General features: G+C 67.8%; 16 protein-coding genes and 2 tRNA genes. 9 read left to right on the top strand and 9 right to left on the bottom strand.

The window, feature by feature from the left end; all coding sequences use genetic code 11:
• The first annotated feature begins 1 nt into the window (after position 1).
• Complete coding sequence (locus tag WFI00_RS07280) at positions 2 to 634, top strand: sugar O-acetyltransferase (protein ID WP_336632042.1); 633 nt, start codon at positions 2 to 4, stop codon at positions 632 to 634.
• Here the strand turns inward: WFI00_RS07280 and WFI00_RS07275 are convergent.
• From WFI00_RS07275 to dnaA, 9 genes are all read right to left on the bottom strand, one after another.
• Positions 625 to 697 (bottom strand) — tRNA-Ala (locus tag WFI00_RS07275). The genes WFI00_RS07280 and WFI00_RS07275 overlap by 10 nt on opposite strands.
• 14 nt (positions 698 to 711) lie before the next feature.
• Positions 712 to 785, bottom strand: a tRNA-Ile gene (locus WFI00_RS07270).
• A 71-nt stretch (positions 786 to 856) separates the two neighbouring features.
• Complete coding sequence (locus tag WFI00_RS07265) at positions 857 to 1,258, bottom strand: DUF3566 domain-containing protein (protein WP_336632043.1); 402 nt, start codon at positions 1,256 to 1,258, stop codon at positions 857 to 859.
• A complete protein-coding gene (gene gyrA, locus WFI00_RS07260) occupies positions 1,255 to 3,840 on the bottom strand; it encodes a DNA gyrase subunit A (protein ID WP_336632044.1) in 2,586 nt (861 codons plus the stop codon). The genes WFI00_RS07265 and gyrA overlap by 4 nt, the downstream gene beginning before the upstream one ends.
• 57 nt (positions 3,841 to 3,897) lie before the next feature.
• A complete protein-coding gene (gene gyrB / locus WFI00_RS07255) occupies positions 3,898 to 5,946 on the bottom strand; it encodes a DNA topoisomerase (ATP-hydrolyzing) subunit B (RefSeq protein ID WP_336632045.1) in 2,049 nt (682 codons plus the stop codon).
• A gap of 123 nt (positions 5,947 to 6,069) precedes the next feature.
• The gene (locus tag WFI00_RS07250; protein WP_336632046.1) at positions 6,070 to 6,555 is read right to left on the bottom strand and encodes a DUF721 domain-containing protein; all 486 of its coding nucleotides are present in this window, start codon (positions 6,553 to 6,555) and stop codon (positions 6,070 to 6,072) included.
• Positions 6,545 to 7,756: a DNA replication/repair protein RecF gene (recF, locus tag WFI00_RS07245; RefSeq protein WP_336632047.1), complete on the bottom strand. Its 1,212-nt coding sequence runs from the start codon at positions 7,754 to 7,756 to the stop codon at positions 6,545 to 6,547. The genes WFI00_RS07250 and recF overlap by 11 nt, the downstream gene beginning before the upstream one ends.
• 137 nt (positions 7,757 to 7,893) lie before the next feature.
• The gene (gene dnaN / locus WFI00_RS07240; RefSeq protein ID WP_336632048.1) at positions 7,894 to 9,036 is read right to left on the bottom strand and encodes a DNA polymerase III subunit beta; all 1,143 of its coding nucleotides are present in this window, start codon (positions 9,034 to 9,036) and stop codon (positions 7,894 to 7,896) included.
• 465 nt (positions 9,037 to 9,501) lie between these two features.
• On the bottom strand, positions 9,502 to 10,944 hold the full coding sequence (gene dnaA, locus WFI00_RS07235) for a chromosomal replication initiator protein DnaA (RefSeq protein ID WP_336632049.1): 1,443 nt from the start codon (positions 10,942 to 10,944) through the stop codon (positions 9,502 to 9,504).
• Between the two features lie 320 nt (positions 10,945 to 11,264).
• Here dnaA and rpmH point away from each other — a divergent pair, with 320 nt between their 5' ends.
• From rpmH to WFI00_RS07195, 8 genes are all read left to right on the top strand, one after another.
• Positions 11,265 to 11,402 (top strand): 50S ribosomal protein L34, encoded by a 138-nt coding sequence (gene rpmH / locus WFI00_RS07230; protein WP_005054680.1) that lies wholly within the window; start codon positions 11,265 to 11,267, stop codon positions 11,400 to 11,402.
• A complete protein-coding gene (gene rnpA / locus WFI00_RS07225) occupies positions 11,341 to 11,751 on the top strand; it encodes a ribonuclease P protein component (protein WP_336642280.1) in 411 nt (136 codons plus the stop codon). Before rpmH ends, rnpA begins: the two co-directional genes overlap by 62 nt.
• Complete coding sequence (gene yidD / locus WFI00_RS07220; protein WP_336632051.1) at positions 11,748 to 12,134, top strand: membrane protein insertion efficiency factor YidD; 387 nt, start codon at positions 11,748 to 11,750, stop codon at positions 12,132 to 12,134. The genes rnpA and yidD overlap by 4 nt, the downstream gene beginning before the upstream one ends.
• Positions 12,135 to 12,137: 3 nt before the next feature.
• Complete coding sequence (yidC, locus tag WFI00_RS07215) at positions 12,138 to 13,256, top strand: membrane protein insertase YidC (RefSeq protein ID WP_442928309.1); 1,119 nt, start codon at positions 12,138 to 12,140, stop codon at positions 13,254 to 13,256.
• A 20-nt stretch (positions 13,257 to 13,276) separates the two neighbouring features.
• Complete coding sequence (locus tag WFI00_RS07210) at positions 13,277 to 13,783, top strand: Jag family protein (protein WP_336632052.1); 507 nt, start codon at positions 13,277 to 13,279, stop codon at positions 13,781 to 13,783.
• 32 nt (positions 13,784 to 13,815) lie between these two features.
• Complete coding sequence (gene rsmG / locus WFI00_RS07205) at positions 13,816 to 14,448, top strand: 16S rRNA (guanine(527)-N(7))-methyltransferase RsmG (RefSeq protein WP_336632053.1); 633 nt, start codon at positions 13,816 to 13,818, stop codon at positions 14,446 to 14,448.
• A 374-nt stretch (positions 14,449 to 14,822) separates the two neighbouring features.
• Positions 14,823 to 15,749, top strand: coding sequence for a ParA family protein (locus WFI00_RS07200; protein WP_336632054.1), 927 nt, complete (start codon positions 14,823 to 14,825; stop codon positions 15,747 to 15,749).
• Positions 15,749 to 16,834, top strand: coding sequence for a ParB/RepB/Spo0J family partition protein (locus WFI00_RS07195; RefSeq protein WP_336632055.1), 1,086 nt, complete (start codon positions 15,749 to 15,751; stop codon positions 16,832 to 16,834). The genes WFI00_RS07200 and WFI00_RS07195 overlap by 1 nt, the downstream gene beginning before the upstream one ends.
• Positions 16,835 to 16,862 lie beyond the last annotated feature (28 nt).

Here is a 16,862-nt window from a genome sequence, read left to right as displayed (position 1 = left end):
TATGACCCAGAGTGCGGATGCCCTCATCGATCAGCGAGTGCGCGAACTGGCGTCCGTCGACGAGGATCTCGCCTCGCTCCTGAACGGCGGGTGGATCAGGTACCGGACGTCTCCGGCGCTGCAGGAGCTCTCCCGCGAGGCGCACGCCATCTGTGCGGAGATCGGCCGCGTCTTCCACGACGCGCCTGAGCACGCGACCGCGCTGTTCCGGAAACTGGTGCCCGGAGCCGGTGAGGGCATCGACTTCCGCCCGCCGATCAGCATCGACTACGGGATGCGCCTGACGATCGGCGACCGTACCTTCCTCAACGCCGACTTCGTCGTCATCGGCGGCGGCTTCGTGAGCATCGGCAGTGACTGTCTGATCGGGCCCCGGTGCGGGATCTACACGCCGAACCACGCCGAGGACATCGAGCGGCGCCTGGACGGGTGGGAGCTCCCCGAACCGGTCACCATCGGGAACAACGTGTGGCTCGGGGGATCGGTGACCATCACACCGGGAGTCGCCATCGGAGACAACAGCATCATCGGCGCCGGATCCGTCGTGACCCGCGACATCCCGGCCGACGTCGTCGCCGCCGGGAATCCCTGTCGCCCGCTGCGCCCCCTGAAGGGGCCGGAATGTGGAGCCTAGGAGATTCGAACTCCTGACATCCTGCTTGCAAAGCAGGCGCTCTACCAACTGAGCTAAGGCCCCGGAAGGGGATCGTGTGGGGCTACCAGGACTTGAACCTGGGACCTCTTCATTATCAGTGAAGCGCTCTAACCGCCTGAGCTATAGCCCCGTCTGGAGACCGGCGCTGCCGCCGTCAACCTCCAAGACTTTACCCGACGAGCGGGCAAACCGAAAATCGGGTCAGTTCGACGTGAACCCGACGAGCAATCCGCCGGTGACCTTGACCATCAGGTTGTAGATGCCCGCGACCACCGCACCGAGCACGGTGACGACGATCAGGTTCAGGATCGCGACGATCGCCGCGAACGCCATGACCTGCGGAAGGCCGACGTGGTCGCTCAGCGTGAAGCTGTCATCGAAGGCCTTGAACAGCTCGTCGAGGCGTCCGATCATGCCGGTGGTCTGCAGGACGAGGAAGACGAGGAACGTCGCCACGACCGTGACGATCGCCAGCGCCACCGCCGCGAGGAACGACAGCTTGGTGGCGGACCAGAAGTCCACGTACACCAGACGCAGGCGCACCTGCTTCGCGCTGGTCTTGCTGGATGACTTCTTCGCCAGCTTGTCGGCTACCGTGCTCATGCGTCCGTGTCACTCTCTTCGGGGCTCGACGACGCGGGGACGTCGGCGGCGGCGGGTGTGGCGGGCTCCTCGGATTCCGGAGCCTGTCCCAGCGTCCGCTCCCCGTTACGGGCGATCGCGAGGATGCGATCGTCGTCGTCGGGGCGGGCGAACACGACACCCATCGTGTCGCGTCCCTTGGCGGGGACCTCGGCCACGGCAGAGCGTACCACCTTGCCGCTGGCAAGAACCACCAAGACCTCGTCGTCCTCGGAGACGATCAGACCCCCCGCGAGATCCCCCCGATCCTCGCTCAGTTTGGCCACCTTGATGCCCAGTCCACCGCGGCCCTGCAGGCGATACTCACCGACGCGGGTGCGCTTCGCGTATCCTCCCTCGGTGACGACGAAGACGTACGCGTCGTCCTGCGCGACGGATGCCGAGAGGAGCGAATCGCCCTCGCGGAAGCTCATCCCCTTGACGCCCTCGGTGGCACGTCCCATCGGACGCAGCGAGTCGTCGGTCGCCGTGAAGCGCAGCGACATCCCCTGGCGCGAGATCAGCAGGACGTCGTCGGTGTCGTCGACCAGAAGCGCGCTGACGAGCTCGTCGCCGTCCTCCTCGTCCTGACCGCGCAGACGGATGGCGATGATGCCGCCCTGTCGGTTGGTGTCGTATTCACTGAGGAAGGTCTTCTTGACCTTGCCGTCGCGCGTGGCCAGCACGAGGTGCGTGGCGACCCGGTAGTCGCGGATGTCGAGGATCTGTGCGATCTCCTCGCCCGGCTGGAGCGCCAGGAGGTTCGCGACGTGCTGCCCCTTGGCATCCCGTCCGGCCTCCGGCACCTCGTACGCCTTGCACCGGTAGACGCGGCCCTTCGTCGTGAAGAACAGGAGCCAGTGGTGGGTGGTCGTCACGAAGAAGTGCTCGACGACGTCGTCGGCGCGCAGCTGCGCGCCCTTGACGCCCTTCCCACCGCGGTGCTGGGAGCGGTAGTTGTCGCTGCGCGTGCGCTTGATGTACCCGTCGCGGGTGACGGTCAGGACCATCTCCTCCTCGGGGATCAGGTCCTCCATCGACATGTCGCCGTCGAAGCCCTGCAGGATGTGCGTGCGCCGCTCGTCGCCGAACTTGTCGACGATCTCGGTGAGCTCGCTGCCGATGATCGTGCGCTGGCGCGCGGGCGTGGCGAGGATGTCATTGAGGTCCGCGATCTTCAGCTCGAGCTCGGCGGCCTCGTCGATGAGCTTCTGGCGCTCCATCGCGGCGAGGCGGCGCAGCTGCATCTGCAGGATCGCCTCTGCCTGTATGTCGTCGATGTCGAGGAGGGCCTTCAGTCCCTCGCGGGCATCCTCGACGGTCGCCGAGGCGCGGATCAGCGCGATGACCTCGTCCAGCGCATCGAGGGCCTTGAGGTACCCGCGCAGGATGTGCATGCGCTTCTCCGCCTCGCGCAGGCGGTAGCGCGTCCGACGGACGATGACCTCGACCTGGTGCTCGATCCAGTACGAGATGAAGCCGTCGAGGGCGAGCGTGCGCGGCACGCCGTCGACGATCGCGAGCATGTTCGCCCCGAAGTTGTCCTGCAGCTGCGTGTGCTTGTACAGGTTGTTCAGCACGACCTTGGCGACCGCGTCGCGCTTGAGCACGATCACGAGACGCTGGCCGGTGCGATCGCTCGTCTCGTCGCGGATGTCGGCGATGCCGTTCAGCTTGCCGTCGCGGGCCAGGTCGCGGATCTTCGCGGCGACGTTGTCGGGGTTGACCTGGTAGGGGAGCTCCGTCACGACGAGACACGTGCGACCGTGGATCTCCTCGACGTTGACGACGGCGCGCATCGTGATCGAGCCGCGGCCGGTGCGCTGCGCCTCGCGGATGCCCTTCGTGCCGAGGATCTGGGCCCCGGTCGGGAAGTCCGGGCCGTGCACGCGCGCCATGAGAGCCTCGAGCAGCTCCTCGCGCGACGCGTCGGGGTGCTCGAGGGCCCACAGCGCACCCTCGGCGACCTCGCGCATGTTGTGCGGCGGGATGTTGGTCGCCATGCCGACGGCGATGCCGACCGAGCCGTTGACCAGGAGGTTCGGGAACCGCGCCGGCAGGACCGTGGGCTCCTGCGTCTTGCCGTCGTAGTTCGGCTCGAAGTCGACGGTGTCTTCCTCGATGTCGCGGACCATCTCCATGGCCAGCGGCGACATCTTCGTCTCGGTGTACCGCGAGGCGGCGGCGCCCATGTTGCCGGGCGTGCCGAAGTTGCCCTGGCCCTCGGCGAGGGGATAGCGCAGCGACCACGGCTGGACGAGGCGGACGAGCGCGTCGTAGATCGCGCTGTCGCCGTGCGGGTGGAACTGCCCCATGACGTCGCCGACGATGCGCGCGCACTTGTTGAAGCCCTTGTCGGGGCGGTACCCCCCGTCGTACATGCCGTAGATGACACGGCGGTGCACGGGCTTGAGCCCGTCGCGCACGTCGGGCAGCGCACGCCCGACGATGACGCTCATCGCGTAGTCGAGGTAGCTGCGCTGCATCTCGACCTGGAGGTCGACCTGGTCGATGTTCCCGTGGTTGTAGTGCGCGGTCGGGTCGGGGCGTTCTTCGTCAGTCATCTGCGTGCTTTCGTCTCATCGTCCGGGCTCCGCCGTCGCAGGCGGAGGAAGCGGGGGTCAGATGTCCAGGAAGCGGACGTCTTTCGCGTTGCGCTGGATGAACCCACGGCGGGACTCGACGTCCTCGCCCATCAGCACCGAGAAGATCTCGTCGGCGGCGGCCGCGTCGTCGATCGTCACCTGGCGGAGGGTGCGCGTGTCGGGGTCCATCGTCGTCTCCCACAGCTCCTTGGCGTTCATCTCGCCGAGACCCTTGTAGCGCTGGACGCCGTTCTCCTTCGGGATGCGCTTGCCCGCCGACGCGCCGGCCTCGAGCAGGGCGTCGCGCTCGCGATCGCTGTAGACGTACTCGTGCGGCGAGTTCGACCACTTCAGGCGGTAGAGCGGGGGCATCGCGAGATAGACGTAGCCCGCCTCGATGAGGCCTCTCATGTACCTGAAGAGGAGCGTGAGCAGCAGCGTCGTGATGTGCTGACCGTCGACGTCAGCATCCGCCATCAGCACGATCTTGTGATACCGCGCCTTGGCGACGTCGAAGTCCTCGCCGATGCCGGTGCCGAACGCGGAGATCATCGCCTGGATCTCGGCGTTGCCGAGCGCTCGGTCGAGTCTCGCCTTCTCGACGTTCAGGATCTTCCCGCGCAGCGACAGGATCGCCTGACGCTCGGGGTCGCGCCCCGACACGGCCGAGCCGCCGGCGGAGTCGCCCTCGACGAGGAAGATCTCCGAGATCGACGGGTCCTTGCTGGTGCAGTCCTTGAGCTTCTCGGGCATCGAGAAGGACTCGAAGACGCTCTTGCGACGCGCCGTCTCGCGCGCCTTGCGTGCCGCCAGGCGCGCGGTCGCCGCGTCGATCGCCTTCGTGATGATGCGCTTGGCCTGCCCGGGGTTGCGGTCGAGCCAGTCGGTGAGCTGGTCGCCGACGATCTTCTGGACGAACGCCTTCGCCTCGGTGTTGCCGAGCTTCGTCTTGGTCTGCCCCTCGAACTGCGGCTCCGACAGCTTCACCGAGATGACCGCGGTGAGCCCCTCGCGGATGTCCTCACCCGTGAGGTTGTCGTCCTTCTCCTTCAGGAGGTTGTTCGCGCGGGCGTACTTGTTGACGAGCGTCGTCAGCGCCGCCCGGAACCCCTCCTCGTGCGTGCCGCCCTCGTGCGTGTTGATCGTGTTCGCGAAGGTGAAGACGTTCTCGGTGTAGCTCGTCGTCCACTGCATCGCGAGCTCGAGCGAGATGTGCCGCTCGGTGTCCTCCGACTCGACCTCGATGATCTCGTCGTTGACGACCTCCGCCTTGCGTACCCGGTTGAGGTACTCGACGTAGTCGACCAGTCCCCGCTCGTAGTGGAAGTCGTCGTGCGGCTGGGTCTCGACGGACTGTCCGTCCTCGCCGTCGACGACGTAGGCGGATGCCGGGCGCAGGTCGCTGAGCGTGATCCGCAGCCCCTTGTTGAGGAACGCCGTCTGCTGGAAGCGGGTGCGCAGCGTGTCGTAGTCGAACTCGACGGTCTCGAAGATCGTGGCATCCGGCCAGAACGTGATCGTGGTGCCCGTCTCGTCCGTCGCCTCGTCCTGGCTGAGGGGAGCCTGGGGCGCGCCGCCGTCGCGGAACTCCTGCCGCCAGACGTGGCCTTGGCGCCGCACCTCGACGTCGAGGCGGGTCGACAGGGCGTTGACGACCGAGGAGCCGACACCGTGCAGACCGCCGGACACGGCGTATCCGCCGCCGCCGAACTTGCCGCCGGCGTGGAGGACGGTCAGGACGACCTCGACCGTCGACTTCCCCTCCGTCTTGTGCATGTCGACGGGGATGCCGCGGCCGTTGTCGACCACGCGGATCGCACCGTCCTCGAGGATCGTGACGGTGATCGTGTCGCAGTAGCCGGCGAGGGCCTCGTCCACCGAGTTGTCGACGATCTCGTAGACGAGATGGTGCAGGCCGCGCTCACCCGTGGAACCGATGTACATGCCGGGGCGCTTGCGCACCGCCTCGAGGCCTTCGAGCACCTGGATGGCATCGGCCCCGTAGTCGTTCTCCACCTTCTTCGCGGGCTGGGGGTGCGTCGCGGGGATGTCTTCGGGAACGCTGTCGGGGGTATCGGACGTCATAGGTTTCGAGCGCTCCCGGGTCGTGTTTCAGGGTCGATCGATTCTATCGTGTCCGACGACCCTTCCGCCCGCTGAACGGCCCTGTGGCGCGCTGAAATCCCTCCGGATGCCGATGGACGTGGTTCAGCCGTAGGTATCGCGAGGACCCCGCCCTGGAACGGCTCTGGGGCCCCATTTCCACGAGGGGACGTCCGGTCCGACGAAACGGACGTTCTGGACACCCGCGTCCGGGAAGCGCCGCATGAGCTGCGTGACGATCTCCGCCCGCATGAGCTGGAGGTTCTTCGCCCAGGCCGTGGAGTCGCACTGCACGGTGAGCAGCCCGTCCGCGAGCGCGACCGGATGGGCGTGCCGGGCGGTCTCCTCGCCGGTGACCTCCTCCCACTGCAGCACGAGGTCCTCGCGGGCCAGCTGCGAGTCCCACCCGGACTGACGGGTGAGGTCGGCCATGACGTCGCCGAGGCCCTTCGGGTCGCGTCCGGGCGCGAAGGGCATCTTGTCGTCGTCCTCGGCTGCGCGTCGCCTCCGCCGCCGGGCCGCGCGCGGCGAGGGCTCCAGTCCGCGCAGTCTCAGGTACGTCGCGACGGTCTCGGGGATCTCATCCGGCATCGGACGCACCCCCTCCGGTCTCCTCGGGCGCCGTCTCCGTCCCCACGATCTCGCCGGCGACGACGCGCACGGTCCGCGCGCGCAGTGCGCGGGGGACGTCCTCTTCCACCGCGGCGGTGACGACGACCTGCTCGAATCCCTCGACGAGGGAGGCGAGACGTGCGCGGCGATCCGCGTCGAGCTCGGCGAACACGTCGTCGAGGATGAGCACGGGATCGCCCAGCTGGGACTGCGCCCGCAGCAGCTGCGCGGAGGCGAGGCGCAGCGCGAGCGCGACCGACCACGACTCGCCGTGCGAGGCGTATCCCTTGACCGGGAGACCGCGCACGCGCAGCAGGAGATCGTCGCGGTGGGGACCGACGAGAGTGACGCCGCGCTCGAGCTCGGCGGTGCGACGCGCGGCGAGTGCCTGACGGAACCGCTGCGGGAGGTCGGCGGTGCCCGTCGACGCATCCGGCGATCCGACCGGAGCGCCCGCCGCGCCGTCCTCGTCGGGGTCGACGCCGTCGATCGAGAGCACCCAGTCGAGCTCGGGTCGATGATCCGCCCCCGCGATGGCGGTGTACGCGTCGGCGACCGGACCGGCGAGATCGGCGGCGAGGGCGCTGCGGGCGCGGATGACCTCGGTGCCGAGCTGCACGAGCTTGTCGTCCCACACGTCGAGCGTCGAGAGGGCGTCGCCGCGGATGCCGCGCGCACGCGCGGATTTCAACAGGGCCGTGCGCTGCTTGAGCACCCGGTCGTAGTCGCCGAGGACACCGGCCAGCCGTGGCGCCCGCTGGATGAGGAGCTGATCGGCGAACCGGCGCCGCGCGGACGGGTCGCTGCGGACGATCTGCAGGTCTTCGGGCGCGAACAGGACGACCTGGGCGTAGCGCGGAAGCTCGGCCGTCTTCACGGGGGCGCCGTTCACCCGCGCCTTGTTGCTGCCGGTGCGGTTCAGCTGCGCTTCGAGGAGGACTCGCCGTTCGCCGTAGGCGAGGCGCATCCGGACGATCGCCGCGTCGGCGCCGTCGCGCACCATCGGGGCATCCTGCGAGACGCGATGCGACCCGAGGGTGGCGAAGTAGCCGATGGCCTCGGCGAGATTCGTCTTGCCCTGCCCGTTCCGGCCGACCACGACGTTGGGACCGGAGGCGAGCGACACGTCGGCGACCGCATAGTTGCGGAAGTCCACGAGACTCAGCTGCTCCACGATCACCGATTCAGCCTACGGCCCCCGTCTCCCACGCCACCCTCCGCGCCCTCTGCGTCATCGCCGCCTTCCCCCGAGTGTCCACCACACGCGGGGTGAGGCCCGGGTTCCGCCGCGCGTCGTGGACACTCGGCGGGTGCGGGTCAGCGCAGGAGGAGGTTCGGCTGCAGGAGGTACTTGAAGCTCTCGGGCGTGCCCGAGGTCTGCGGCGTGATGAGCACGGGGCTCAGCTTGTTCGCGTTGTCGCTCGAGGTGAAGGTGATCCGCGCGAACTCGCTCTTGACCGCCTGGAGCGCTTCGAGCAGATACTGCGGGTTGAGTCCCAGGGTCACGTCGTCGCCGGCGAGAGTCGCATCCACCGACTCCGTCGCGCGGGCCTGCTCTGTTCCGGAGGCGTCCATCGAGACGCCGTCTTCCGTGAAGGTGAACCGCAGCGGAGCCGACCGGTCGAGGACGAGGGCGACGCGGCGCACGGCCTCGGCGAGCTCGGCCGTGTTGACGACCGCGTAGTGGTCGGTCTGCTCGGGGAACAGGCGTCGCACCGGCGGGAAGTTGCCCTTGATGAGCAAGGACGTGACGGTCTTGTTGCCGGAGGTGAAGGCGATGATCTCGCGATCGCCCGAGCCTGAGAAGGAGACCTGGATGTCGCCGGTGTGCGCGAAGGTCTTGCCGACCTCGGTGAGCGTGCGCGCGGGAACGAGCGCGGTGGTCGACTCGTCGCTCGCGACCGTGCCGGAATCCCACGCCACGTCGCGCAGCGCCACGCGGTAGCGGTCGGTCGCCACGAGGCTGAGCTGCGTTCCCGCGACCTCCAGCTGGACGCCGGTGAGCACCGGGGTCACGTCATCGCGCGATGCGGCGAAAGCGACCTGGGAGATCGCGGTGGCGAAATCCTCGGCGGGCACGAGTCCGGACTCACCGCTCACCTCGGGGATCGCGGGGTATTCCTGCACGGGCATGGACGCGAGGGTGAAGCGCGCTGAGCCGCACGTGAGCACGATGCCGTCGTCCTCGCCGACCTCGATCTGGATCGGGGCGTTCGGCAGGCGGCTCGCGATCTCGGAGAGCAGACGCCCGTGGACGAGGATCGTCCCGGGGTCGTCGACGGTCGCTTCGATGGTCGTGCGAGCCGACGCCTCGTAATCGAACGCCGCGAGTGACAGTCCGTCCTCGGATGCCTCGATCAGCACGCCGGCCAGGATGGGCTGCGGGTTGCGCTGCGGCAGGAGCTTGACGACGAACGACACGGCCTCGCTGAACACATCGCGATTCACGTGAAACTTCACTGGCGCTCCCTTGACGTCGAGTAGGGCCCTCCCATGCTAGTGCCCTCCTCCCCGACATTCGGTGCCACCTCTCCGGGGATGGTCTCCTCGCCCGGTGCGAGGGGCACCTGCCGCGCAGAGGTGATCGAACGGGCTTTCCTTGAATGGATCTCTGTCATGGTGTTAACGCCTGTGGAAAGTGTGGATAAGTCGGCCGATCCCGCTCGACGAGCGGGAACCACACGCGTGTAAGTTGTGGGCGCGCTGCGGATTCCTCTGTTCGCGTGGGATCCGAGGCGACGACCGCTCTCGGCGGTCATCCACAGCGTCGGCGGATTTCTTCACAATCCTTCGGTGCGGACGTGAAGTTATCCACAGGCTGTCCACACTGTGCAGAACGCGCATGATGGGACAGGAGCAGCCCGCATGTCAAGTTCACCGGCGCGTCGCTCGTCGTTCACACGGGGTCGCCGGGACGACCGCGCGTCAGCGTGCGGTGCGGCCGAGCTGCGTCGTGATCTCCGACACCTGGTTGTAGATCGAGCGCCGCTCCTTCATGAGCTGCGCGATCTTCTTGCACGCGTACATCACCGTCGTGTGGTCGCGGTTCCCGAACAGCTGCCCGATCTTGGGCAGCGAGAGATTCGTCCGCTCGCGGCACAGGTACATCGCGATCTGACGCGCGGTGGCGACCGACTGCGACCGGCTCGATCCGTAGAGATCGTCGACGGTGAGTCGGAAGTACTGTGCGGTGGCGGCGATGATGTCGGTCGGCAGGATCACGTTGGCGTCGTCGGTGTCGACGATGTCGCGGAGCACCGTCTGCGCGAGCGAGATGTCGAGCGTGGACCGGTTCAGGCTCGCGAAGGCGGAGACGCGGATCAGGGCGCCCTCCAGTTCCCGGATGTTGCTCGAGACCTTCGTCGCGATGTACTCCAGGACCTCGTCGGGGACGAGGAGGCGTTCGGACTGCGCCTTCTTCCGCAGGATCGCGATGCGGGTCTCGAGGTCGGGCGCCTGGACGTCGGTGATGAGGCCCCATTCGAACCTGCTGCGCATCCGGTCCTCGAACCCCGTCAGATGCCGGGGAGGGACGTCGCTCGTGATCACGACCTGCTTGTCGTGATCGTGGAGGGTGTTGAAGGTGTGGAAGAAGGCCTCCTGCGTCTCGGCCTTCCCCTGCAGGAACTGGATGTCGTCGATGAGCAGGATGTCCACGTCCCGGTACCGCGCCTGGAAGGCAGAGCCGCGGTTGTTCGCGATCGAGTTGATGAAGTCGTTCGTGAACTCCTCACTCGAGACGTAGCGCACGCGGATCCCGCTGTAGAGGCTCAGCGCGTAGTCGCCGATCGCGTGGAGGAGGTGGGTCTTGCCGAGCCCGGAGTCGCCGTAGATGAACAACGGGTTGTAGGCCTTGGCGGGGGCTTCGGCGACGGCGACCGCGGCGGCGTGAGCGAACCGGTTGGACTGTCCGATCACGAAGTTGTCGAAGCTGTACTTCGGATTCAGCCGGGTGTCGCTGCGGGTGTCCGTGCGCGCGGCGCTCAGCACGGGTTCCGGCTCGGCGTCGACCGGGCGCGGGACGCCCGACGTGGGCAGCGGTGCACCGATCGCGCCGGACTGCACCGGGATCGGCGCCGTCAGGTGCGCGTCGGCGAGCTCGGGGTTGACCACGACGCGGAACGTGCTGGCCGCCGGCTCCGCCTCCACGTGTGCCAGCGCCTCCATGATCGGAGCGCGCAGGCGCTTGTTCAGCTGCGCCGCGGTGAGGTCGTTCGGCACGTCGAGATACAGCGTGCCGCTCATCACACCCTGGGCGACGGCGAGGTTCAGGAAGCCCTGCATCTGCGGCGTGACGCGCTCGTCGCCGTCGAGGTGCTCCAACACGGCGGTCCAGACCGGGACATCCGGAACATCGTGCGGTGACATGGGCTCCCCAGGGTCGAGCGAACGGGAAGGCGGGGATTCGACGGCGATCCCCAGACCTGTGGATAACTACCCGAGCCACGGTATCCAGCGACCCCGTCGAGAGCAAAATCCACTGTAGTTCCGGCCCGCGTGTCTTCACCAGGCCTCATCCACAGCCGGTGGATAATGTCTCGGTTGCCCACCCTCCCGTGCCGCCGGTTTGAGGTCTGGGCCGTCTCGACGTATCCTTAGTCGGTTGACTTATGCCCACACGGGCAGTCCCCTGTACCTGTGTCCCCGGTCTAGAGCGTTCGGGTGACCGCCGATCCGGAGTGATCCTCATGAGCAAGCGCACGTTCCAGCCCAACAACCGCCGCCGCGCCAAGAAGCACGGCTTCCGCGCCCGCATGCGTACGCGTGCCGGTCGCTCGATCCTGTCGGCGCGCCGCGCCAAGGGTCGCACCGAGCTCTCGGCCTGATCCGCTCGCAGTGCTGGCGCGGGGGAATCGCATCACCCGCGGGGCGGAGTACCGTGCCGTCGTCCGCGGGGGTTCCCGCTGTGCCGGCCCGCACACGGTGACCTACGTCGCCGCCACCTCCGAAGACCGCCCGCCGCGGTTCGGATTCATCGTGAGCAAGCAGGTGGGAACCGCCGTGACCCGCAACACCGTCCGCCGCCGCCTCAAGGCGGTGTGCGCGGAGGTGCTCCCACAGGTGCCCGCGGGCGCCGACGTCGTGATCCGCGCTCTCCCCTCCGCCGCAGTCGCCGACTTCGCCGCGCTGCGGCGCGATGTCGTGCGCGGCCTGGCCCGACGGGCCACGAGATGAGCGTCACGACGCTGCCGTCGTACTCGCTGGGCGAGGGGACGCTGCACGCGGCCGGCATCGTCCCATCCCTCCCCCTCCTCCCGCGCAACGCGGGGCTCGCTGTGCTGCACGCGTACCGCGCCACGATCTCGCACGTCTACGGCGACGTCTGCAAGTACTACCCCTCGTGTTCCGCGTACGCGGTGGGGGCCGTGCAGCAGCACGGGCTGGTCAAGGGCAGCGCGCTCACCGCCGCACGGCTGGCCCGCTGCCATCCGTGGGCGCAGGGCGGGATCGACGACGTCCCGCCGCACGCGCACTTCCGCCACGCGCTCACCCGGCACGGGTTCGTCGTGCCATCCACAGACGGAGCGCCCGCGGGCGCATCGCCGAGAAAGGACTGATCCGTGCTGGATCTTCTCTACGCCGCTGCCGCGACGCCGAGTCCGGTGGTTCCCACCCCGACCACGCCGGCCCCGTCGGCGACGCTCGACTTCTTCAGCACCATCATGTGGCCGTTCAAGTGGATCGTCGAGGCGATCCTCGTGTTCTGGCACTGGATCTTCACCTCGATCGGGTTGCCGGCGGATGCCGGCCTCACGTGGGTGCTCTCCATCATCGGTCTGGTCGTCGTGGTCCGCTCGGCGCTGATCCCGCTCTTCGTGCGGCAGATCAAGAGCCAGCGGAAGATGATGGAAATTGCTCCTGAACTGCGAAAAGTTCAGGAGAAGTATCGCGGCAAGAAGGATCAGCTGTCCCGTGAGGCGATGAGCCGCGAGACGATGGCGCTGTACAAGAAGCACGGGACGACACCCGTCTCGAGCTGTCTGCCGCTTCTCGTGCAGATGCCGATCCTCCTCGGCATGTTCTACACGCTCTCGGACGTGAAGAAGCACGCCGAGTGGGGCTTCGGCGGCGTCGGCCTGCTCAGCAAAGAGCTGACCTGGCAGTTCTACGAGGCGAAGCTGTTCGGCGTCGCTCCCCTGCACACGAGCCTCACCGAGGCGATCGGGCAGAAGCCGGACGGCTGGGAGGCGACGGTGGCGATCCTCGTCGTCCTCGTCATCCTCATGATCGCCTCGCAGTTCATCACGCAGCTTCAGATCATCTCGCGCAACCTGTCGCCCGAGGCCAAGACCGGCCAGGCGTACCAGATGCAGAAGATCATGCTGTACATCCTGCCGCTGGCCTTCATCTTCTCCGGAGTGTTCTTCCCGCTCGGCGTCGTCCTGTACTGGTTCACCTCCAACATCTGGACGATGGTCCAGCAGTTCCTCGTGATCCGGAACCTCCCGACTCCCGGCTCCGAGGCGGCGAAGGCCCGCGAGGAGAGACTGGCGCGCCGCGGCAAGGCGATCGACGCGCACGGCAAGATCGTGCCGCTGGAGAAGTACCAGGCCGAGCAGCAGCGTCTCTACGAGGAGGCGCAGAAGGCGAAGTCGGAGGCGCCCAAGCGCCAGCAGCCGGTGAGCAAGCAGCGCGCCAAGAAGCAGTCGCAGAAGAACAAGCCCCAGAGCGACACGTGAGTCACGGAGCGGACGAGAGCATGAGCAACACGACCCAGAATCCCACCGCGGAGCACGACTCGACATCGGTCGAGCAGTTGGAGCAGGAGGGCGACATCGCCGCCGACTACATCGAGGGCCTGCTCGACATCGCGGACATCGACGGCGATCTCGCGCTCGATGTGCGCGGCGGGCGTGCCTACGTGTCGGTGGAGAACGACGACGCCGACGCCCTGCGCCTGCTGTCCGACCCCGACACCGTGCAGGCGCTGCAGGAGCTCACGCGCATCGCCGTGCAGACGCAGACGGGACGGTTCTCGCGCTTGATCCTCGACGTCGGCGGATCGAGGGATGCGCGCCACCGTCAGCTGGAGAAGCTGGTGGACCGTGCGATCGCGCGCCTGGACGAGGGCGCCTCTCAGGCCTCCCTGCCGGCGATGTCGAGCTACGAGCGCAAGCTCATCCACGACATCGTCGCCGACCGCGGGCTGGTGTCCGAATCCTACGGTGAGGGCGCAGACCGCCACACGGTGATCCGTCGCGGCTGACGCTCCGCGCGCACGACCGTTTCACGTGAAACATGATCACCATCGAGAGTGAGCCGGCAGAGGCTCAGGTCGTGTTCGGGCCGTCCATCGACCGCGCGCGCCGGTTCACGGAGGCGCTCGGCATCCATGGCGAAGAGCGGGGCCTCATCGGTCCCCTCGAGCCTCCGCGACTGTGGTCGCGTCACATCCTCAACTCGGCGGTGCCCGCGCCGCTGTTCCCCACGGGCGGTACCGTGGCGGACATCGGATCCGGAGCCGGGCTTCCCGGGATCGTGCTCGCCATCGCCCGACCGGACATCCAGTGGATCCTGGTCGAGCCGATGGAGCGCCGAGTGACCTGGCTGCAGGAGCAGGTGGACGCCCTGGAGCTGGACAACGTCGAGGTGCTGCGTGCGCGTGGAGAAGAGTGGACGCGCGGCCCGGTGCTCGACGCTGTCACCGCTCGTGCGGTGAGCGCACTCAAGACCCTGATCCCCCTCACCGCACCTTTGCTGCGTCCGGGCGGCGAGCTCATCCTGATGAAGGGTGCGAACGCGGCGAACGAGATCGATGCCGCGGAGAAGGCCATCCGCAAGTACCGGCTGAGGGACACCCGCGTCGAGGTCGTCGGTGAAGGAGTCATCGCCGAACCCACGCGCGTCATCCGCGCAACGAAAGCGTCCTGATCGCGTGACCAGCGCCGCGACGCGCCAATCGCGTTGACTGTTTCACGTGAAACACGCGTCGGTCCCGTGCGGTCGACCATGGATGACTACGGGACGACACTGCGGCCGCGGGCACGAGCGACCGCGCCCGCACCGCGGAATGTTTCACGTGGAACATCGCTGTTCCGCTCGCTTCACCGGACCACCGGAGCTTCGTCGGCTCGGAGTTGTGCGGAAGGCAGTGTCCCGTTTCACGTGAAACACACTCATTAGGCCTGGGTCGCGCTGGCACGGCGTGCCGCGCACCTCGCGTTTCACGTGAAACACGCAGCGCGGGCCGGGGTGCCCGACGCCTCGACTACAGTGGAACAGTCCCGGAAAGACAGGAGTTGACGGTGCCGGAATCGGAGAACGCGACCACTCCCGCACCCTTCTCCCTCGACGACAGCCCGATCGCCCGCGAGCTGGCCGATCTGACGTCGCGCCGCAAGGCGCTCGAGGGTGTCACGGTCGATTTCGACGGCACGACCCGCGTCCTCACGGTCTCGAACCAGAAGGGTGGCGTCGGCAAGACCACCACGACGGTCAACATGGCCGCTGCCCTCGCGTCCCTCGGTGCACGCGTCCTGGTGATCGACCTCGACCCGCAGGGGAACGCGTCGACCGCACTCGGTGTCCCGCACACCGCCGACATCCCCAGTGTCTACGACGTGCTCATCGACGAGTTCCCCCTGAAGGACATCATCCAGACGAGCCCGGAGTCGCCGAACCTTCTGTGCGCTCCATCGACGATCCACCTCGCGGGCGCCGAGATCGAGCTGGTGTCGCAGGTCGCGCGGGAGCATCGTCTTCGCACCGCGCTCGACGAGTACCTGGAGAGCAGTGACGAGCGGCTCGACTTCGTCATCATCGACTGCCCGCCGTCCCTGGGGCTTCTGACGATCAACGCCTTCACCGCCGCGAGCGAGCTGATGATCCCGATCCAGTGCGAGTATTACGCGCTCGAGGGTCTGAGTCAGCTGCTGGGCAGCATCCGGATGATCCAGAAGCATCTGAACCCCGCGCTGCACCTCTCGACGATCCTCCTCACGATGTACGACGGGCGGACGAGGCTCGCGCAGCAGGTCGCCGAGGAGGTGCGGAACCACTTCCCGGACGAGGTGCTGCGCACCGTCATCCCGCGATCCGTGCGTGTCTCCGAGGCGCCGAGCTTCGGGCAGACCGTGATCGCGTACGACGGGCAGTCCGTCGGAGCCGTGTCATACCGCGAGGCTGCGGTGGAGTTGGTGCGCAGGCACCCGTCGAACAAGGGAGACAGCTGATGGCGAAGCGAACCGGACTCGGTCGGGGGATCGGAGCACTGATTCCGACGTCCGAGAGCTCTCAGGCCCGCCCGGTCGATGTGTTCTTCCCGGGAGCGCGCACGCCGGCGATCGACGTCGATGACCGCACCGAGTCCCCCGTGGACGAAGGCGACGCGCATCCTGTCCCGTCGGCCGACGCCTCGCCGGCCGGCGCAGGTGGCGAGTCGGGGGACGCGGGCGCGCCGGCACAGCCGGACACGAGCGTGACCGATGACGAGGTCGAGCTCGTCGCGATCCCCGGCGCTCGCCTGGTGTACATCGACCCGAACGAGATCGTCCCGAACCCCCGGCAGCCCCGCACCGCCTTCGATCCCGACGACCTCGCCGAGCTGGTCCACAGCGTCCGCGAGTTCGGTGTGCTGCAGCCGGTGGTCGTGCGCACCAACGAGGACGGCGCGTACGAGCTCATCATGGGCGAGCGCCGCACTCGCGCCGCTCGCGAGGCGGGCCTGGAGTCGATCCCCGCGATCGTCCGCGACACGGCGGACGAGGACCTGCTCCGCGACGCCCTCCTGGAGAACCTGCACCGCTCGCAGCTCAACCCCCTGGAAGAGGCATCGGCGTACCAGCAGCTCCTGGAGGACTTCGGGATCACGCAGGAGCAGTTGGCCGCGCGCATCGGACGTTCGCGCCCGCAGATCAGCAACACGATCCGGTTGCTGAAGCTCCCGATGCCGGTCCAGCAGCGCGTCGCCGCCGGTGTTCTCAGTGCCGGGCATGCACGCGCGATCCTCTCGCTGGACGATGTGGAGGCGATGCAGCGCCTCGCGGACAAGATCGTCAACGAGGACTTGTCCGTGCGAGCGGCGGAGGCCGCCGCGACGGCCGGTCGGGGCCCCGGCGCCCGCCTGCCGATCGCGAAGGCCGGAGCGCGCAGAGCGCACCTCGACGACGTCGCCGAGCGGCTCGGCGATCGGCTGAACACGAAGGTCAGAATCTCGCTCACAGCGAGAAAAGGCCAGATCAACATTGATTTCGCCACCATTCAGGACCTTAATCGGATCCTCGGTGAGCTCGGCGAGACCGAGTACGGCACGAACTGAGCGGGCCGCGCGGGACCGACGTCCGAGC

Origin of the sequence: Microbacterium sp. MMO-56 (genome assembly GCF_037146215.1) — a bacterium.
Classification (GTDB): Bacteria; Actinomycetota; Actinomycetes; order Actinomycetales; family Microbacteriaceae; genus Microbacterium.
This window is presented reverse-complemented; position numbering and strand designations above follow the sequence as displayed.